We start from the raw sequence: 20161 nt of genomic DNA on the forward strand, positions 1-20161 counted from the left end.
GATGAAATACGGTATTCTGATGTGACAAAACCTGAATCCTTTATAGTTGAAGTCTTTGTTAGCACTTACATTTTAACTATTTTGGACTCAGGTTTTTTATTTAAGTCAAACTATGGGACAGCAGTGGCTGTCTCACTCTATTTGCAGGGTTATGCCCTGCTTTTTTATATCGACACACTTTAATAAATGGATTTAAGAAGATTTTAAAGCCATAAAAAAACCCAGCTTTCGCTGGGCTTTTTTTCGAATCAGTTCAATGCTTAGTGAGCAGCGAATTGGTTCATTGTGTTTTTCGCATCGTCACCCGCTTTAAGCGCGTTGTCACCAGCGAAGATTTCTTTGTGGTCGTCACCGATGTCAGAACCAGCCATTGCTTGGTGTTTAACACAAGAAATCGTACCGCGGATTTCTTTACGTTGAACGCCAGCTACATAAGCAAGCATACCTTGGTCGCCGAAGTAACCTTGAGCAAGCTCGTGAGTAGAAAGAGCAGCTGTATGGTAAGTCGGAAGTGTGATCAAGTGATGGAACACGCCCGCTTCACGAGAAGCATCAGCTTGGAACGTACGAACTTTTTCGTCAGCTTCAGCAGCTAATTCAGAGTTATCGTATTCAGCGCTCATTAGTTTAGCACGGTCGTAAGCAGAAACGTCTTTACCTTCAGCAACCCAACGGTCGTAAGCTTGTTGACGGAAGTTTAAAGTCCAGTTGAATGAAGGCGAGTTGTTATAAACAAGTTTCGCATTTGGAACTGTTTCTTTAACACGGTTAACCATGTGAGCGATTTCTTCAACGTTTGGAGTCGCAGTTTCGATCCAAAGAAGGTCAGCACCATTTTGAAGGCTAGATACACAGTCAAGTACAACGCGGTCAATTTGCGTGTCTGGACGGAACTGGTACAAGCCAGAAGCAAGACGTTTTGGACGGTGAAGTTTACCGTTACGCTTGATTAGGATTTCGTCTTCTTGAGCTTCTGAAATGTCAATTTCAGTTGTGTCTAAGTAGCTGATGTATTGAGAAGCGATGTCGCCTGGCTCTTTAACCACTGGGATTTTTTGAGTCAAGTCAGCGCCTTCAGAGTCAGTACGAGCAACGATGATACCGTCATCAAGACCCATTTCTAAGAATGCATAGCGAAGAGCGTGGATTTTCGCGATGAAGTCTTCGTGTGGAACTGTAACTTTACCAGCTTGGTGACCACATTGTTTAGCGTCAGATACTTGGTTTTCGATTTGAAGTGCACAAGCACCCGCTTCGATCATTTTCTTAGCTAGTAAGTAAGTCGCTTCTTCGTTACCGAAACCAGCGTCGATGTCAGCAATAATTGGCACAACGTGAGTTTGGAAACCGTCGATTTGAGCAGTGATTTCAGCAGCTTTAGCAGTATCACCAGCTTCGTTTGCTTTTTTAAGCGCACGGAACAAGTCGTTTAATTCTTTCGCGTCAGCTTGACGTAGGAAAGTGTAGATTTCTTCGATCAATGCAGGAACTGAAGTTTTTTCGTGCATAGATTGGTCAGGAAGTGGACCGAATTCTGAACGAAGAGCTGCAACCATCCAACCAGAAAGGTAGATATAACGACGTTCAGTTGTACCGAAGTATTTTTTGTTCGCAATCATTTTTTGTTGTGCGATAAAACCGTGCCAGCAACCTAATGATTGAGTGTATTTGCTAGAATCAGCATCATAAGCAGCCATATCACGACGCATAATAGCAGCTGTATATTTCGCAATGTCTAAACCAGTTTTGAAACGGTTTTGCATTTGCATACGTGCAGCATCTTCTGGGCTAATATCGCGCCAAGTGCTTCCGAATTTTGCTTTTAATTCACGGATTGCATCAATCGCTGTTAAGTATGTAGACATGATATGTTCCTGTAATAATATTAGGATTTTTCTGCAACGTAAGGCTAAAATCATACCCTCGAATGATTGTTCAGATTTAGAACACTTCGTTGCGATAGACACAGAGTAGATTGACTAAAAAAATTAATCCAATATTCTGCATTAATTTTCGGTATTTATTTAAAAAATATGTAGATTAAAGTCGTATTATAATAATTAACCAATATTCATAAGCATTTGTATTTAAATACTTTTATTAATATATTTTGCTAATTTTCTTGTCTATTTTTCAAACATTTTGATGAATTATTCTTCATTAGACTTAAGTCGACTGAGCATTCACTTTTAAAAAAAACAGCATTTTTTACGCCATTTTTGCCCAAATTTACCGAGCTAAATACTCGGTTATTCCGTCCTCAAATGATCATGTAAATGAGATATTTCATCTTACTTTTGAGTTTTATGAACATCACTTCGCATAATCAAAATTGCTCCGTATTTTTATTATATTTATTTAAAAATATCATTCTAAACAGGTAATAAGTGTTTAAGAAATATGTGCTGTCGCTTCAGCAAATTTGTCTTAAAACTGCCGAATTTTAGTACAATAGTACACGTCATTTTTTCATCCATTTTTTACACAAGCCTTAGTAGTTATGGCATAATCAGATAAATTTCATGATTTTATTGTCGGTATTTATTTTATGAATCTGGAGCGGGTCGATCTCAATCTATTAATTTATCTTGATGTACTTCTTCGTGAAAAAAATGTGACTCGTGCTGCCGAGCAACTGGGTGTAACTCAGCCTGCGATGAGTAATATTTTACGTCGTTTACGCAACTTATTTAATGATCCACTTCTTATTCGTTCTTCAGAAGGTATGACACCTACAGAACGTGCGCTTGAATTACAGCCACGTATCCGTGATGCTCTCTCTGACCTTTCGATGATTTTGGAACCCCGTACCGAGTTCCGACCTTACACTTCAAATCGTGTCTTCCGCATCATGACGTCAGATTATGCTGAAGCAACACTGGTACCGCGCCTAGTAAAAGCTTTGCGCTCAGAAGCACCCAATGTGGTTCTGGATTTTTTAACGCCTAGTGATGTGTCTTATCGAGATATGGAACAAGGTAAAGTCGACTTGGCGATTAACCGCTTTAATGAAATTCCGCAAAGTTTCCACCAAGTTTTGGTCTGGCGTGACAGTTTTTCATGCCTTTTAAATGCCAAGCACCCTGCTGCAAATAATTTAAACCTGAAAAGCTATCTAGATGCACAACACATTTGGGTATCTAAAACAGGTATGGGTGTCGGTTTTGGTGTCAATCCTGAAAAACAAGCGGGTCTAGGTTGGATTGATCAAGCCTTAGAACGTATTGGCCAAAAACGTAAAATTTCAGTTTTCACCCGTCATTATCAAATGCCAGGCTTATTGGCCTCGAATGTTGACTTGGTTGCGACTCTGCCAAGCCGTATTGCTCGCCTTCAAGCCAAAAGTCAAAACCTGTTACTTCGCGATCCACCATTCTATATTCCTGAATTTGAATTAAAAATGGCGTGGTGTCCTTTACTTCATCATCACCCTGCTCATCGCTGGTTGCGTCAACTTATTTTGTATGTTGCACGTCAAATGATTGAAGAAGAAAACCGCGAATACTTAATGAATAACTCTCAGTTTTCACAGTATCAGTAATTAACTCTTTAATTCCTTATTAATTCAAACGTATACTGTCACTATATAGGTAGTAGTTAAGACTACTACCTTGCCCATTTTTGTGTTAGAAATACAGAAAAATAGAATGAATCACAAACAGGTGTATTCGTGAGCCTTTTCCAAAATATTGTCATTATTATTCTCCTGATCGTCGGTGCGGGTTTTCTATCCTTAACAGAAATTGCCCTTGCGGGTGCACGAAAAGTAAAGCTTAAAATTTTGGCTGAATCTGGAGATTCACGTGCACAACGTGTGCTTGACTTACAAGCCAACTCAGCAGACTTTTTCGCCGCATCACAAATTGGCTTAAATGCCGTGGCAATTCTTGGCGGTATTTTGGGTGAAGGTGCATTTCGTCCTTATTTCATAACCTTAGTGACCCGTTTTTATCAGGGCCCGTGGACTGAAACCATAGGATTCACCCTGTCGTTTACTTTAGTCACCTCCTTATTCATTCTATTTGCTGATTTGATGCCAAAACGTTTGGCGATGATCGCACCTGAAAAAATCGCCGTTGCTGTTGTAGACCCGATTCAAATCTTCATTAAAGTGTGTAAACCAATGGCATGGGTGATTAATGCCATTGCCAATTTGTTGTTTCGTTTATTCAAAGTGAATACAACACGTGATGACAATATTACCTTTGACGATATTTCAGCCGTGATGGATGCCGGTGCTCAAGCTGGTGTACTACAAAAGCAAGAACACCACTTTATTGAAAACGTATTTGAACTGGAAGAACGTAATGTCCCTTCAAGTATGACTACACGTGAAAATGTGGTGTACTTTACCCTAAAAGAATCAGAAGCCAGTATTCGTCAAAAACTCGCAGAATTTCCGTATTCGAAGTTTTTGGTCTGTAGTGAAAATATTGATGACGTGATTGGTTATGTAGATGCCAAAGATATTTTGGTTCGTATCTTGAACAATCAGTCACTTTTACAACTCAACGAAAATACCATTCGTAATGTCCTCACGATTCCAGATACTTTAACACTGTCCGAATTACTCGATCGTTTCCGTTCAACCAAAGAAAAATTTGCCGTAGTAATTAACGAATATGCGTTGGTTGTCGGCGTTATTACCCTCTCCGACATTATGATTACCGTGATGGGCGACTGGGTAACACCGATTGAAGCAGAACAACAAATTATTAAACGTGATGCGGATTCTTGGCTTATCGATGGCAGTACACCAATCGAAGATTTAAAGCATGCCCTCGCTTTAGATGAAATGCCCGATGAAGAAAACTATGAAACCCTTGCGGGCTTTATGATGTTTAAACTACGTAAAATTCCACGTCCAGCGGACTTTGTTACTTATCATGGCTACAAATTTGAAGTTGTGGATGTAGACCACTTTAAAATTGACCAATTATTAGTGACCCGCTTACAACAGACTGAGACTGAACTGGATACACCAGAAGAATCTGATTAATTCGATTCTTCTTTTTTCTAAAACAATAAAATAAAAATACGATGGAATAACAACGATGTCTTTTTCACTTAAAGCGATTTTGACTTGCTTTAGTTTTTATACTGGGGCTTATCTGATCTATTATTTTTTCAAAGCTCATCCACAACCTTTATTTCTATTGCTCGGTGTTGCACTGATCGTCACTGCTTGGTTTTTAACACCTTATCCCTATGAACGCGGTCGACAACAATATGACGAAACCATGCGTTTTGGTCTGTTCTTTTATAATCCCTTAATTTTTTGGTTCCGATTTTTTAGTTGGCCGATTCGGACGCTACTGTCTATTTTTGCTTAAGCGCACTTATTGTGATTAAACTGTATAGGCACAGCATTTACAGTTCTCTACAGATGTTGAATAAATGTAAACAGACCACTTTTTTTGAATAAAAATTAAAATAAATCAAAAAATCCCTCTTCCTTAATACCTTCATTATTAATGACTATTTTTCATCAAAATAGTGATGTATTTCACATTTTATCACCTTTGTTTTGACTGATGAAATTTCTCTTTATGCTCTGCCCTTGGATTTAAAAACAGCTTTATATTTCAAAGGAATGAACCATGTTAACCGTACTCGGTTTGGGCATGATCTTGTGCTTTATGTATTTGATCATGTCGAAACGCTTAAGCCCACTTGTCGCACTGACTTTAATTCCCCCTACTTTTTGCCTTGATTGCGTGGTTACTTGGTTTTTATTTTGACAGCTTGTCACACATACAAATAAATGAAATTGGCGACATGATGATTGAAGGTGTAAAAAAACTTGCACCGACTGGCATCATGCTGCTTTTTGCGATTCTGTATTTTGCCATCATGATTGATACCGGATTGTTCGACCCTTCGGTGAAATTTATTTTAAAAATGGTCAAAGGTGATCCCTTAAAAGTCGTTCTTGGAACCATTACCCTGACGTTAATTGTCTCTTTGGATGGAGATGGTTCTACAACCTATATGATCTGTGTTGCGGCCATGCTGCCACTCCATAAGCGCTTAGGTATGAGCCCATTGATTATGGCATGTTTGATTATGCTCTCTAGTGGAATTATGAATCTTACACCTTGGGGTGGGCCTACTGCCCGCGCCGCCAGCGCGCTTCATGTCGACCCAAGTGATGTATTTGTTCCGATGGTTTTACCGATGTTATTTGCCATCGGCTGGTTGTACTTCTTAGGAACGATGTATGGTCGCATGGAAAGAAAGCGTCTAGGAATTGTCCAATTGGATATCAGCCATGGTGAAAACATTCAAATCTCAGATAATCCAGATGCCAACCGCGCAGATCTACGTTGGTTTAATGCACTGTTAACCGTCGTTCTGATGATTTGTCTGGTTTTTAGTATTTTACCTATGCCTATTTTATTCATGGTGGCTTTATGTATTGCGCTAGTCGTCAACTACAAAAATGTCGACTTGCAGAAAAAGTTAGTCGCACATCATGCAGGTAGTGCTTTAAACGTGGTCGGCATCATTTTTGCTGCAGGTATTTTTACCGGAATTTTAGCTGGAACAGGCATGGTAGAAGCCATGTCCAAACAACTTGTGGCAATTATCCCTGAAAGTATGGGTCCCTATTTAGCACCGATCACCGCTGTCATCAGTATGCCAATGACTTTCTTTATGTCGAATGATGCTTTCTATTTTGGGGTTTTGCCGATTCTTTCCGATGCTGCCGCTCATTATGGAATTGCACCTGTAGAAATGGCACGTGCCTCCATCGTAGGGCAACCTGTACACCTACTCTCTCCGCTTGTCCCATCGACCTATTTACTCTGTGGACTTGCAGGTATCGAGTTTGGACAACATCAGAAATTTACCATTATCTGGGCTGTAATCACGTGTTTTGTCATGTTAGCAGCAGGCCTGATCTTTGGGATGTTTCCGTTTTATTCGAGCTTAACTTAAAATTTTAAAGATAAAAAAGCACCATCAGGTGCTTTTTTATGCTTAACAATAGAACTAGCCAGTGCTTTACACTCACAGGTTCATTTGTAGTAATTAATGCTTTGAAATTAATGCTTCTAGAACTGCTTCATAATGTATGCGAATGTCATCTTCTAAAATTTTATAAACATTGTCGAATTGCACCATTGGCCAGCCTTCTTTCCAAAATGGGAAAATGTTATGCAGGTCATGAGTCACCGTTGCGTCTTCACGTACAATCGCTTGTGCAACTTGTGACAGTACTTGTGCAGTTTCGGCACCATCAATCGCTAAATAATCGATACCACGAACTTTCAAAATACGGATACGATCTTTTTTGTAGCGTATTTTTTTACTTTGGCCTTCATTTAAGCCTAAAGCCAAAGTCACAGCTTCAACAAATTTATCTTCAAATGCTTGATTTAATTTTACCAAAGCTTGTTTGTGTGCTTCTTGACGACCAGCTTTTCCCCCACTACGAATCACTTCATTTGCTTCAGTATTTAAAACATCTGATTTCATCGACTGAAGAATGTCTAGAATTTCGATATCGCTTAATGTTTCAGGAGAATGATCAGTCATAAACTGCCTATAAAAACTTAATATTCAATAATCATGTATTTTCGCATAAAAGCAGCATGAAAACTGCGACCTTCGCTATAGAAATTGCGTTTTCTCTTATAATGTTCAGATATACAACATGATTTAGAAAAAAATTCTGTCAAAAATATCGAAATCAACTATATTACTTTCACGCTTTAATACTAACGTCACAATATGGCTCAAAAGAAACAGGCTGCGCTTTACCTTCAACAACTGAAACAGCAATATCCAGCAGCCTTTAAACATAATTATTTATTTTATAGCCAACTGAAAACTCAAGGCATTTTAGACGAACTCAAAGAACTTATTCCTTGGGTTTTGGCGGCGATGATTTTTATTTCTTTAAGCATGAGTATTGGTCATACAGTACAACTGTATTTTCCAGATATGAGTGAGTTTCGCGCTCATGGTATTGCTGTACTAAGTATTATGTTGTTTTTTATGCTGGTTGTGCCCTTAGTCATCAAGCAAATCAAGCACAGTTCAATGTCCCTGTATCAAAGTTTGAAGAATACGCCGTTCAGACTTGCGATCGTGATTTTATTACAGTTACTCAATATCGCCTTTTTACAAAGTACCTTCGTTCAATCTGTATTGTTCTTTTTCGCCATGAGTTTCGGCTTTGTGCGTTTTTATAAAGAAAATCTATTCAAAGGTGGGAGTAACACCCAAGAATACTATTTTCTACAAGAGACACGTCGTATTGCTTATTGGTCGTATAAACAAATGCTTAAAGCAAAATTACGTTTGACACTCAGTAATCCAAATCAAGTAAATCATAAACAGTTATCTGAGCGCTTTACCCAGTTCCAAAATTTGCACATACAAATGCTACATCAGGAAAATCAGCTATGTAAAAAGCTAAAGCACCAAAATGTCGAACATTATCTTGATGAGCTAATGAAATAAGTTAGCATTGATATAGTGCAAAAAACTTTCAATTACTGCTCAAAAAGTCATTCAATACATCACTTTTTTTGAATATTTTCAACTTATATGCATGAATTGATTGATTTTAAAACAAACACCATCAAATACACTTGCCAAGCTTCATTTCGTCCTCTATTATTGCGCACATGCCCGAGTGGTGAAATCGGTAGACACAGGGGATTTAAAATCCCCCGCCCACAAAGCGTGCCAGTTCGAGTCTGGCCTCGGGCACCATTCTTATACTTCTAAGATTGGTGCAATAAAAGATCCAGCAATTTGCTGGTTTTTTTATGCCTAAAATTTAGAAATCTATTATTATTCGATGCCGACACCTTCAGATTTTAATCTCCCCGCACTACAACTCAAGCATCCCGATGCCTTTTATCAACGGCTGCTGTTTGCACATTTTAAAATTATCAATCTCACACCCACTGCACCTGTTTTAATCTTTAGCTTTTGCCTGATACTTTCTATCCCCCTTAGCAGCGCTGTACTTGGTCATATGCTTTCAACGGCACTTTCAATACACGACCCCAAAATGGCGTTTAATCTTGGTTTATTGATTATTCTTCCATGGATCTATTGCTATGTCTGGTATGCACATTATCAAGCACGTTTTAGCAGTAAGTCCGCAGTTCCGCGTCTGCAAATACAACTGTATCTCCTTGGCGGATTCACACTTATCCTCGCTATAAACTTTAAGTATCTACAAACAGATGTATTAAACCTCATCAGTCTCTGTGGACTTTTTTTCAGTCTGTTTTTATGTGTATTTACTGAATTATTTTATAAACCTGAAAGCAGCGCCATTGAACGAGTAAAACTACAAAAGCTTCGCCAACTGGCATTTTGGTCTTATCAACAATCTTTAAAACAAAAAGAACATCAATTGTATTTCTACACCCTACACTTACAAGCTATGCAAGAAGAACAAAAACTATCAGCATCGATCAAATCATCATTTAAAGATTTTTTAAACAATGCTCAATGACTTTTTTAAATCCCTAAACACAAAAAAGCCCTGTCACTACAGGGCTTTTTTTAAAGTTCAATTACCATTCTCGGTTAGCAACCAACTCTTCCATTTCAATATCCATATGGCCTTCATCTTGCAGCACCATCATCATGGCTTCTGCAATATAATCTGCAGCCGTATCATCCAAAGACGAATCTAAATCTTCAAATTGAGGTTTCATCTTATTGAGCTGTGCAACCGTTTCATTGGCAAAATGGTAGATATCAGTTGAACTTAAATCTGCTTTTGCAATTTTCTTCGCAAATTGAACAACCAATAACTTCACCTCTGCAACCAACACATCTGGGTAATATTCATCATCAAACATGGGTAGCAGTAAATCTGCAAACATACGAAACTCTATCACAAAACATTCAGGGCGCTTATATAACACAAATACTACAATTCACCAAATTTATTGGAATTCAGTATTTTCAAATCACACTGCATTCTGCATGGCTTGCCAAACACGTATCGCATCTACCGTTGCTTTGACGTCATGTGCGCGAACCATACATGCACCTTGTTGAATGCTGAGTAGATGCGCTGCAACCGAGCCTACTGCGCGATTTTGTGCATCTGCACCGCCAAGTGCTTCACCGATAAAACGCTTACGAGATAATGCCGAAAGGATCGGATAGCCCATGTCATTCAATTGATAGAATTGCTGTAAAAGCTTTAAGTTTTGCTGCGCATTTTTAGCAAAACCAAAACCCGGATCAATCATAATGTTTTCTGCACGTACACCTGCATCTAATGCATCTTGCACACGTTGCTTTAATTCATCGATTACATCAGCCACGACATCTTGATACTGATCTAGATTATTCATCGTGGTAGGTTCGCCACGCATATGCATAATGATCACTGGAATATCCAGTTTTGCAGCGGTTTCTAAGGCATTCGGCCGAGTTAATGCACGTACATCATTCCAGATATGCGCACCTGCCTGAACCGCTACCTCACTCACCTCAGGTTGTGAGGTATCGATAGAAATCACTACATTGTGTTTAGATAAGGCTTCAACGACGGGTACGACCCGTCGAATTTCTTCTTCAACCTCAACAACAGATGCACCCGGACGTGTTGACTCACCACCGACATCAATCACTGTCGCACCATCCGCAATCATTTGTAAGGCATGTGCTATAGCTTGGTCTTTACCATTGTGTTTGCCACCATCACTAAAAGAGTCCGGTGTGACATTTAAAATTCCCATCACATGTGGCTCTGACAAATCTAATTGCAAATTACCACAGTTTAAAATTTTATTCGGCAAAGACACCAACTTCATATTACACATCCCAGATTTTGCTATGCTTATTTTAACGCTAAGTTTGCTCAGCATTTCGCTCACATGCATTTATTTTCATATAAAAAAACCACCCGAAGGTGGTTTTAAATTTTTATGCTTTTGGCAATGACGGTAATGGTGGTGGAACATCTGGACCATCCGTTGGTGTTACATCAATCACTGGATTTTCAGCGATGTACACTTTTGGTGGTTGTGGTTCACGACCTTCCATAATGTCACGGATTTGATCACGATCAATGGTTTCCCATTCAAGTAATGCTTTCACCATGGCATGCGCAATATCCTTGTTATTTTCAAGAATGTCGCGAGCAACTTTATATTGTTCATCTAAAATACGGCGAACTTCACGGTCAACTTCAAGCTGCGTTGCTTCGGAAATCACACGACTTCCTAAACCACCCATGAATGACTGCTGTGAGTCATCTTCGTAAACCATGACGCCCATTTTATCGGACATACCGTATTTAGTAACCATTGCACGTGCCATTTTTGTTGCACGTTCAAAGTCATTTGAAGCACCAGTCGACATTTGGTTAATGAAGACTTCTTCGGCAATACGACCACCAAACAAAATTGAAAGTTCATTCAACATTTTGTCTTTGTAATGGCTGGTTTGGTCATGTTCAGGCAACTGCCAAGTCACACCCAGTGCCCAACCACGCGGCATAATTGTCACTTTATGCACTGGGTCTGTACCCGGCAAGATTTCAGCAACAATCGCATGACCTGCTTCATGATAAGCCGTCGCACGACGCTCTTCTTCACGAATCACCATCGATTTACGTTCAGGACCCATGTAAAGCTTGTCTTTCGCATCTTCAAAGTCATGCATATCGACCGTGTTCTTGTTACGACGTGCAGCAAACAGTGCTGCTTCGTTTACAAGGTTAGCCAACTGAGCACCCGAGAAGCCCGGTGTACCACGTGCCAAGACTTTAACATCTACACCAGTCACAGAAGGTAATTTTTTCAAATGTACATTCAGGATTTGCTCACGACCTTTAATATCCGGTAGAGATACCATCACTTGACGGTCAAAACGACCCGGACGAAGTAAAGCTTTATCCAATACGTCAGCACGGTTTGTTGCAGCAATAACGATAATACCTTCGTTGCCTTCAAAGCCATCCATTTCAACCAACATTTGGTTTAATGTTTGCTCACGCTCATCATTACCACCGCCTGTGCCTGAACCACGGTGACGACCAACAGCATCGATCTCATCGATGAAAATGATACATGGTGCATGACGCTTTGCTTGTTCAAACATGTCACGGACACGAGACGCACCCACACCCACGAACATTTCAACAAAGTCAGAACCCGAAATACTAAAGAATGGTACTTTCGCTTCACCCGCAATCGCTTTAGCAAGTAAAGTTTTACCCGTACCCGGAGGACCAACCATGAGCACGCCTTTCGGAATGCTTGCACCAAGTCGCTTGAACTTAGATGGATCTTTTAGGAAGTCAACGATTTCAACAACTTCTTGTTTAGCTTCATCACAGCCCGCAACATCAGTAAATGTCACTTTGATTTGGTCTTCAGACAGCATTTTTGCTTTTGACTTACCAAAACTCATTGGGCCATTCTTACCACCAGCTCCACCACCCATGTTGCGCATAAAGAACATGAATAACAGAATGATTAAAAGAACAGGGAAACTTGCAATCAGAAGTTGCATCAAAATACTTTGACGCTGTGGCGCTGTACCTTCAACAACAACATTGTTCTTGATCAGGTTCGGCATAAGTTCAGGATCTTGAACCGCAGGACGGATACTTTCAAACTCAGAACCGTTTGATTTTTCGCCACGAATTCTTTCGCCATCAATGGTGACTTGTTTAATCTGACCCGCATTTACGGCTGCCACGAACTCAGAATAGTTCATCGCGGTCGGTTGATTGCGGTCACTGACGTTGCTGAAGATTAAAACCAGCACGCCTAGGATAACCAGCCACAACACGGCATTCTTAAAAAGATCGCTCAAAGCTTTATTCCCATTTCTATCTAATTCGTTCAATCCCATTTACATGGGTGACTCTAATACTTACGCTGCAGAGTAGCTTCGCAATAATTTAAAAACGTACAAAATGCACAATTTTTAACGAGTTGGCAAGTAAACTTTACTTGAAAGCTTTCTTACGTCCCTGCCCGATTAAAAACACTTCTTTAGATCGAGCACGTGAAGCCGCCGGTTTTGCTGTTTTCAGCACATCAAATGTGTCTACAACTTGCTTACGGTATTCATCAAATCCAACACCTTGGAACACTTTAACAACAAACTGTCCATTTGGTCCAAGAACCTTTTGAGCAAAGTCGATTGCTAATTCACAAAGATAGATCTGACGCGGTTGATCTACAGCCTTATTACCTGATGTATTGGGGGCCATATCTGAAATTACAACGTCTACAGTACGTCCATCTAAAATTTTTAACAATTCATCGAACACTTCTTGTTCACGAAAGTCACCTTGCAAGAAGGTCACATCGGGTAAAGCATCCATGGGTAAAATATCAGAAGCAATTACCAAACCTTTGTCGCCAACAAGTTTACCGGCAATTTGCGACCAACTACCTGGTGCAGCACCTAAGTCGACAACGGTCATGCCTGGCTTGATCAATTTGTATTTTTCTTGAATTTCAAGCAATTTATAAGCGGCACGCGCACGATATCCTTCCTTTTGTGCTTTTTTCACAAAGGGGTCATCAAGATGCTCACGCATCCAGTCACGACTACTTTTGGATAATTTCTGGTTAGTAATGCGGGTAGCCATAACTCTCTAAATAAAAAAAACTTCTCAGTCTTGATTGTACGTGAAATTCAGCACTTTTGCAGTAGACATGTGTATCTAAAAAGCATCTTAAATCATGTTTTTTTCAATAATCTTCATCGAGAAAATGCCGATTAAATACAGCGCTTCAACTTTGATTTTGCTATACTAGGTCGTTTTTAAAATTAGGTTATATTTATGGCGGCTTTATCTATTCAAGAACGTAAACGCTTACGTCAAATTGGTCACACCCTAAACCCAGTTGTAATGGTTGCGGACAAAGGCTTATCAGAAAGCGTTGTTGAAGAATTAAACCGTGCGTTAAACGACCATGAGTTAATTAAAGTAAAAGTTGTGGCAGAAGACCGTGAAGCTCGTGCTGCAATGATTACTGAAATTGCGACTGTTTCAGGTTCTGAAGTTGTTCAAACGATTGGTAAGATTGCTTTGATTTACCGCAAAGCGGCAAAACAAAATGCAAAACTGTCTAACCTTGTTCGCTACGCACACCTGTCTAACTAAGCATTTATGGCAAGTTTCGAACTCTGCGCCTTTGATCGTCGCTTTCAGGCTGTATCAGTCGTTGGTGCTATCGAACAACAAAGCCCATATACTTTAAATGTGGGTTATTGGATTCGAGACCCAAACCAACTGATTCAATGGCCAGAATTGGTATCAGCTCACCCACGAATCGATTTTTTGTGGGAACAGACCTGCTTAGAAGTTTTTATTGGTGTACACAATGAAGACTTTTATCGTGAAATCAACCTCTCCCCTTCACAAGCTTGGCAGGCTTACCAGTTTGAAGAATATCGCTATCCAGAAGATATGCCGCCACAAGCTGCTTACGATATTGAACTGAATCAGTTGAAACGGACGCACTATGGCTTAAATGTCAGTCTTGATCTGACAGAATTTATGCTGAAGTACAAACTTAAATGGGAAGATCTCTATATTGGTCTAACTGCAGTACTGAAAACCCCTCAAGGTGAACAGTACTATGCCATGCAGCATAGTAGTCCAAATGCTGACTTTCACAACAAGCGTGATTGGCTACATCAGTTCTAAACCATTTGATGTTTTGATCTTCGATAAAAAGCAAAAGTACGATCTTTTGCTTTTTTATTGCCTGTTTATTTTAAATAAGTATTTTGGACTTAAATGTACCATTCACAATAAGGGAGCCATTAATGACTCCCTTTTGCATATTTAGCGTTAAATTGAAGTTTAATTCGCTCTCACCGAATCCAGCTCCCTGGAATGACTAGACTTAGCTCAAGCGTTTTAAAATTCATGTCATTCACAATTAACTTTTAAGATCTGTGGTTTGATCCGTAACTTCAGCTTTCACTGGTGAAACTTTTTTCCACGCTTCCAAAGTATGTTCCTTAGAACGCTTAAATGTTTCTGTTAGATGATCTTTGTGCTTTCCTGAAATTTGGGTCACATCTTCTTTCAGCTCTTTTCCAAGTTTTGAAAGATCATCAATAACAGTATTAAACTCAGTTTTCACAAATTCTTTGAGTTCGCTAAAATCTTTTTGCGATGAACCAAACTGAACTTTTAACTGATCAAGTTTATTCAATACATCTTGCTTCAACTGACGCAATTGATCTTGCACACTGGCATTCAACTGCTTTGCCTCTGCTCCGATCTTTCCTTTGCTTTCAGTGACCGCTTCTGTGGCTTGAACACTTGCCTCTTTTGCAACTTGTTCAAGCTTTTCAGCACCTTCGATAACGACTTCTTTCAGGGAGGTTTTAGCCGCTGTTTGTTTTTGTTGTGTTGCCATGACTTTGTACCTATAGTTTTTGCTGACCGACCCACATTAGCGCTTTTTGATAAATTTTAATTTATGATTTGTCTGACAATAATTAATTGCTTACATTTTTCTAAGATTTTTCAAAACCAAACTTTATTCTAAAATGCAAGCGCTTTATCTGCTTTATTCCTGATATTTACGATGGACTTTCAGTGGCTTTCTGCGTATAATGCCGTGTTAAGTTCAAGCGAGCAGATGTAAGGAGGGTAGGTTTTTAAGCAGCCTTCCTTTTTTTTCGTCTTCTCGCTTTTTTACAGCCTAAATTTCAGGAGCTTTGGTTTGAGCACCCCAGCAATTTTAGCCCTTGCCGACGGAACTATCTTTAAAGGTACTTCTATTGGCGCATCGGGTAGTACGACTGGTGAAGTCGTTTTTAATACAGCAATGACTGGCTATCAAGAAATTTTGACTGACCCTAGTTATGCACAACAACTTGTGACACTAACTTACCCACATATCGGTAACACAGGTTGTAATGATGAAGACGCTGAGTCAGGTCGAATTCATAAAGTATGGGCCAACGGATTGATCATTCGTGACCTACCTTTATTGCATAGCAACTTCCGTGCTGAGCAATCACTTGGTGATTACCTTGAACAACACAATGTTGTTGCTATTGCAGACATCGATACACGTAAATTAACGCGTATTCTGCGAGCAAAAGGTGCACAAAATGGTTGTATCCTTGCTGGCGAAAACATTACAGAAGAAGAAGCTTTAGCTAAAGCACGCGCTTTTGGTGGTTTAAATGGTTTAGACCTTGCAAAAGAATGCTGTGACCCTGAAGGCTTTGAATGGACTGAAGGTTCTTGGACATTAGGTAAAGGTTTCTCTCAGCCTGAAGCTAAATTCCATGTTGTTGCATACGATTACGGTGTCAAAACCAACATCTTACGTATGCTCGCAGACCGCGGTTGTAAATTGACTGTCGTGCCTGCGCAAACTCCTGCTGCTGACGTACTTGCATTGAATCCAGATGGCGTGTTCTTATCGAACGGCCCCGGCGATCCAGCTGCATGTGACTACGCAATTGAAGCTGTAAAAACAATTGTAGAAGATGCTCGCAATGTACCAGTATTTGGTATTTGCTTGGGTCACCAAATTCTTGCACTTGCTTCAGGTGCAAAAACTGTGAAAATGCCTCACGGCCACCACGGTGCCAACCACCCTGTTCAAAACATGGAAACTGGTATTGTGATGATTACTTCGCAAAACCATGGCTTCGCAGTAGATGCAGAAACATTACCTGCAAACTTGAAAGCTACGCACAAATCACTGTTCGACCAAACCCTACAAGGGATTCACCGTACAGACAAACCTGCGTTCAGTTTCCAAGGCCACCCAGAAGCAAGCCCTGGTCCACATGACTGCGCACCACTGTTCGATCATTTCATCGAACTTATCGAAGCATCTAAGAAGTAATTAAGGAAGCATCATGGCTAAACGTACAGACATTAAAAGCATCTTAATTATTGGTGCTGGTCCGATTGTGATCGGTCAGGCATGTGAGTTTGACTACTCAGGTGCGCAAGCATGTAAAGCCCTTCGTGAAGAAGGCTACCGTGTTATTTTGGTGAACTCTAACCCAGCGACCATTATGACAGACCCTGCGATGGCAGACGCAACTTACATCGAGCCGATTACTTGGCAAACTGTAGCTGCAATCATTGAGAAAGAACGCCCAGACGCAGTTCTTCCTACAATGGGTGGTCAAACAGCATTGAACTGTGCCCTTGCACTCGATGCCAACGGTATTTTAGAAAAATACAATGTTGAATTGATTGGCGCGACCAAAGAAGCAATCGAAAAAGCGGAAGACCGTAAACTTTTCGATATCGCAATGCGCAAAATTGGTTTGGAATGCCCTCGCGCTGACGTTGCAGAAAGCATGGAACACGCACTTGAAATTCAAGCGCGTTTCGGCTTCCCTGTCATTATCCGTCCATCATTCACTATGGGTGGTTCAGGCGGCGGTATCGCATACAACCGTGAAGAATTCATTGAAATCTGTGAACGCGGTTTCGATCTTTCTCCAACTAAACAATTATTGATCGATGAATCTTTAATTGGTTGGAAAGAGTACGAAATGGAAGTTGTTCGTGACAAAAACGACAACTGTATCATTGTATGTACAATCGAAAACTTTGACCCAATGGGCGTGCACACAGGTGACTCAATCACTGTTGCTCCTGCGCAAACATTGACTGACAAAGAATTCCAACTTTTACGTAATGCATCTTTAGCTGTACTACGTGAAATTGGTGTAGAAACTGGCGGTTCGAACGTTCAGTTCGGTATCAACCCGAAAGACGGCCGTATGGTTGTAATCGAGATGAACCCGCGTGTTTCTCGTTCATCTGCTCTTGCTTCTAAAGCAACTGGTTTCCCAATTGCGAAAATCGCGGCGAAATTGGCTGTCGGTTATACGCTTGATGAATTGAAAAATGACATCACTGGCGGTACAACCCCTGCATCTTTCGAACCTGCGATCGACTATGTTGTAACGAAAATTCCTCGTTTCAACTTCGAGAAATTCCCGCAAGCTGACGCAACTTTGACGACTCAGATGAAATCTGTAGGTGAAGTAATGGCGATTGGCCGTAACTTCCAAGAATCTGTGTCTAAAGCGCTTCGTGGTCTTGAAGTAGGCGCATGCGGTTTTGACGAAAAAATCGCTGTGGGCACTGAAGGCGCACGTGAGAAAATTCTTGTTGAATTGAAAGTGCCTGGTCCAGAGCGTATTTGGTACGTAGGCGATGCATTCCGTCACGGTTTCACTCTTGATGAAGTATTTGAAGCAACCAAAATTGACCGTTGGTTCTTGATTCAAATCGAAGACATCATCAAAACTGAAAACCAAATCAAAACTTTAGGTTTTGGTGACTTAAACGCTGACAACATCCGTTCGTTCAAACGCAAAGGTTTATCAGACCTTCGCATTGCGGACTTGATGGGCATTTCACAAAAACAATTCCGTAAACACCGTTGGAACTTGGGCGTAACTCCAGTTTACAAACGTGTAGATACATGTGCTGCAGAATTCGAATCTGACACAGCTTACATGTACTCAACTTACGATGAAGAATGTGAAGCGAACCCATCGAACCGTGACAAAATCATGGTCATTGGTGGCGGTCCTAACCGTATTGGTCAAGGTATCGAGTTCGATTATTGCTGTGTACACGCGGCTCTTGCTATGCGTGATGACGGTTATGAAACCATCATGGTGAACTGTAACCCTGAAACGGTTTCTACAGATTACGACACATCAGATCGTTTGTACTTCGAACCAATCACTTTGGAAGATGTACTTGAAATCGTGCGTATCGAGAAGCCTAAAGGCATTATCGTTCAGTACGGTGGTCAGACTCCGCTTAAATTAGCTCGTGCTTTAGAAGAAGCTGGTGCGCCAATTATCGGGACATCACCTGACGCGATTGACCGTGCAGAAGACCGTGAACGTTTCCAACAAATGATTCAACGTCTGCAACTTCGTCAACCAAACAACAGCATCGTAAAATCTGCTGAAGAAGGTATGGCTGAAGCTGCAAAAGTTGGCTACCCACTTGTGGTACGTCCATCTTATGTACTTGGTGGTCGTGCGATGGAAATCGTGTACAACGATGACGAATTGAAACGCTACTTACGTGATGCGGTTCAAGCATCGAATGAAGCACCTGTACTTCTTGACCACTTCCTAGACGATGCGATTGAAGTTGACGTGGACTGCGTATCTGACGGTAAAGACGTTGTGATCGGCGGTATCATGCAGCACATCGAACAAGCGGGTATTCACTCAGGTGACTCAGCATGTTCTATTCCTCCGTACTCTTTATCTAAAGAAGTTCAGGACGAAATGCGCCGCCAAACCATCGCTATGGCGAAAGAGCTTGGCGTAATTGGTTTGATGAACGTACAGTTTGCGGTTAAAGGTACTGACGTATACATCTTAGAAGTGAACCCACGTGCATCACGTACAGTTCCATTCGTATCTAAGTGTATCGGCGAATCTTTAGCAAAAGTTGCTGCACGTTGTATGGCAGGTCAATCTCTAGAATCTCAAGGATTCACTACAGAGATTATTCCTGAACACTTCTCTGTAAAAGAAGCGGTGTTCCCATTCAACAAATTCCCTGGTGTTGACCCAATTCTTGGCCCTGAGATGAAATCTACAGGCGAAGTGATGGGTGTAGGTAAAACATTTGGTGAAGCGTTCTATAAAGCTGTGTTAGGCTCTAATGACCGTTTACCAGGCCTACCAACGGAAGGCGAAGTAAAACATGCATTCTTATCTGTTCGTCACTCTGACAAGCCTCGTGCTGTTGGTATTGCGAAACAGTTGACAGATCTTGGCTTCAAAGTGATCGCTACTGGCGGTACTTATGATGTGATTAAAGATGCTGGTATTGAATGTGAACGTGTGAACAAAGTGACTGAAGGCCGTCCTAATATCGTAGACCGCTTGAAAAATGGCGAAGTTCACCTCATTATCAATACAACTGAAGGCAAACAGGCTCAAGAAGATTCATTCTCGATCCGCCGCTCTGCATTACAAGGTAAAGTGTATTACACAACTACCCTTAACGGTGCTGATGCAGTATGCCAAGCTTTAGCAATCAAATTGCCAATGGATGTATACCGCTTACAAGACCTTACTAAAGGTTAATTAAGTTACCGAGAAGTCCCGCCACCTCTCGGTGGCGGGCTTTTTTTCATTTCTAGGTCAGTAAAAATTTTACTGA

At 40.6% G+C, this 20161-nt stretch carries 17 protein-coding genes, 1 tRNA gene and 1 pseudogene; 12 read left to right on the forward strand and 7 right to left on the reverse strand.

Features of this window, described 5'->3' with window-relative positions:
* On the forward strand, positions 1-183 hold a 183-nt coding region (locus FTT85_RS18545), incomplete at its 5' end, for a hypothetical protein (protein ID WP_218955437.1).
* Positions 184-260: 77 nt separating this feature from the next.
* On the opposite strand, the gene FTT85_RS05820 is transcribed toward FTT85_RS18545, so the two are convergent.
* On the reverse strand, positions 261-1865 hold the full coding sequence (locus tag FTT85_RS05820; RefSeq protein WP_168378085.1) for an isocitrate lyase: 1605 nt from the start codon (positions 1863-1865) through the stop codon (positions 261-263).
* Positions 1866-2548: 683 nt separating this feature from the next.
* Here FTT85_RS05820 and FTT85_RS05825 point away from each other — a divergent pair.
* The 4 genes and pseudogenes from FTT85_RS05825 (at position 2549) to FTT85_RS05840 (ending at position 6942) form a co-directional block, all read left to right on the forward strand.
* Positions 2549-3541, forward strand: a complete 993-nt coding sequence (locus FTT85_RS05825; RefSeq protein ID WP_078191331.1) for a LysR family transcriptional regulator — start codon at positions 2549-2551, stop codon at positions 3539-3541.
* Between the two features lie 129 nt (positions 3542-3670).
* The gene (locus FTT85_RS05830) at positions 3671-4999 is read left to right on the forward strand and encodes a hemolysin family protein (RefSeq protein ID WP_180076756.1); all 1329 of its coding nucleotides are present in this window, start codon (positions 3671-3673) and stop codon (positions 4997-4999) included.
* 55 nt (positions 5000-5054) lie between these two features.
* Positions 5055-5333: a hypothetical protein gene (locus FTT85_RS05835; RefSeq protein ID WP_078191333.1), complete on the forward strand. Its 279-nt coding sequence runs from the start codon at positions 5055-5057 to the stop codon at positions 5331-5333.
* 267 nt (positions 5334-5600) lie between these two features.
* Positions 5601-6942: pseudogene (locus FTT85_RS05840) on the forward strand (CitMHS family transporter).
* 93 nt (positions 6943-7035) lie between these two features.
* Here FTT85_RS05840 and FTT85_RS05845 read toward each other — a convergent pair.
* Positions 7036-7542, reverse strand: a complete 507-nt coding sequence (locus FTT85_RS05845) for a hypothetical protein (RefSeq protein ID WP_078191335.1) — start codon at positions 7540-7542, stop codon at positions 7036-7038.
* Between the two features lie 195 nt (positions 7543-7737).
* On the opposite strand from FTT85_RS05845, the gene FTT85_RS05850 reads away from it, so the two are divergent.
* The 3 genes from FTT85_RS05850 to FTT85_RS05860 all read left to right on the forward strand — a co-directional run bounded on the left by FTT85_RS05850 (position 7738) and on the right by FTT85_RS05860 (position 9484).
* On the forward strand, positions 7738-8472 hold the full coding sequence (locus FTT85_RS05850; protein WP_180183099.1) for a hypothetical protein: 735 nt from the start codon (positions 7738-7740) through the stop codon (positions 8470-8472).
* Positions 8473-8641: 169 nt separating this feature from the next.
* A tRNA-Leu gene (locus tag FTT85_RS05855) sits at positions 8642-8727 on the forward strand.
* 88 nt (positions 8728-8815) lie between these two features.
* Positions 8816-9484, forward strand: coding sequence for a hypothetical protein (locus FTT85_RS05860; RefSeq protein ID WP_180059273.1), 669 nt, complete (start codon positions 8816-8818; stop codon positions 9482-9484).
* 61 nt (positions 9485-9545) lie between these two features.
* Here the strand turns inward: FTT85_RS05860 and FTT85_RS05865 are convergent, their stop codons facing one another.
* From FTT85_RS05865 to rlmE, 4 genes are all read right to left on the reverse strand, one after another.
* Entirely contained in the window at positions 9546-9860 is a 315-nt protein-coding gene (locus FTT85_RS05865) for a DUF5713 family protein (protein WP_078191338.1), read from the reverse strand.
* An 87-nt stretch (positions 9861-9947) separates the two neighbouring features.
* Positions 9948-10802 carry a dihydropteroate synthase gene (gene folP, locus FTT85_RS05870; RefSeq protein WP_218948504.1) on the reverse strand — a complete coding sequence of 285 codons (855 nt, stop codon included), beginning with the start codon at positions 10800-10802 and terminating at the stop codon, positions 9948-9950.
* A 112-nt stretch (positions 10803-10914) separates the two neighbouring features.
* A complete protein-coding gene (gene ftsH / locus FTT85_RS05875; RefSeq protein ID WP_078191443.1) occupies positions 10915-12813 on the reverse strand; it encodes an ATP-dependent zinc metalloprotease FtsH in 1899 nt (632 codons plus the stop codon).
* Between the two features lie 136 nt (positions 12814-12949).
* Positions 12950-13600, reverse strand: a complete 651-nt coding sequence (rlmE, locus tag FTT85_RS05880; protein ID WP_078192159.1) for a 23S rRNA (uridine(2552)-2'-O)-methyltransferase RlmE — start codon at positions 13598-13600, stop codon at positions 12950-12952.
* Between the two features lie 195 nt (positions 13601-13795).
* Between rlmE and FTT85_RS05885 the strand changes: the two genes are divergently transcribed.
* Positions 13796-14119, forward strand: a complete 324-nt coding sequence (locus tag FTT85_RS05885; RefSeq protein ID WP_078191340.1) for a YhbY family RNA-binding protein — start codon at positions 13796-13798, stop codon at positions 14117-14119.
* A 6-nt stretch (positions 14120-14125) separates the two neighbouring features.
* On the forward strand, positions 14126-14665 hold the full coding sequence (locus FTT85_RS05890; protein WP_180008918.1) for a DOMON-like domain-containing protein: 540 nt from the start codon (positions 14126-14128) through the stop codon (positions 14663-14665).
* Between the two features lie 238 nt (positions 14666-14903).
* On the opposite strand, the gene FTT85_RS05895 is transcribed toward FTT85_RS05890, so the two are convergent.
* On the reverse strand, positions 14904-15389 hold the full coding sequence (locus FTT85_RS05895) for a hypothetical protein (RefSeq protein WP_168378092.1): 486 nt from the start codon (positions 15387-15389) through the stop codon (positions 14904-14906).
* Between the two features lie 309 nt (positions 15390-15698).
* Between FTT85_RS05895 and carA the strand changes: the two genes are divergently transcribed.
* Complete coding sequence (gene carA, locus FTT85_RS05900; protein ID WP_168378093.1) at positions 15699-16841, forward strand: glutamine-hydrolyzing carbamoyl-phosphate synthase small subunit; 1143 nt, start codon at positions 15699-15701, stop codon at positions 16839-16841.
* Between the two features lie 13 nt (positions 16842-16854).
* Positions 16855-20085, forward strand: a complete 3231-nt coding sequence (gene carB, locus FTT85_RS05905; protein ID WP_168378094.1) for a carbamoyl-phosphate synthase large subunit — start codon at positions 16855-16857, stop codon at positions 20083-20085.
* Positions 20086-20161 lie beyond the last annotated feature (76 nt).

Origin of the sequence: Acinetobacter sp. YH01020 (genome assembly GCF_013420275.1) — a bacterium.
In the GTDB taxonomy this organism is placed as follows: Bacteria; Pseudomonadota; Gammaproteobacteria; order Pseudomonadales; family Moraxellaceae; genus Acinetobacter; species Acinetobacter amyesii.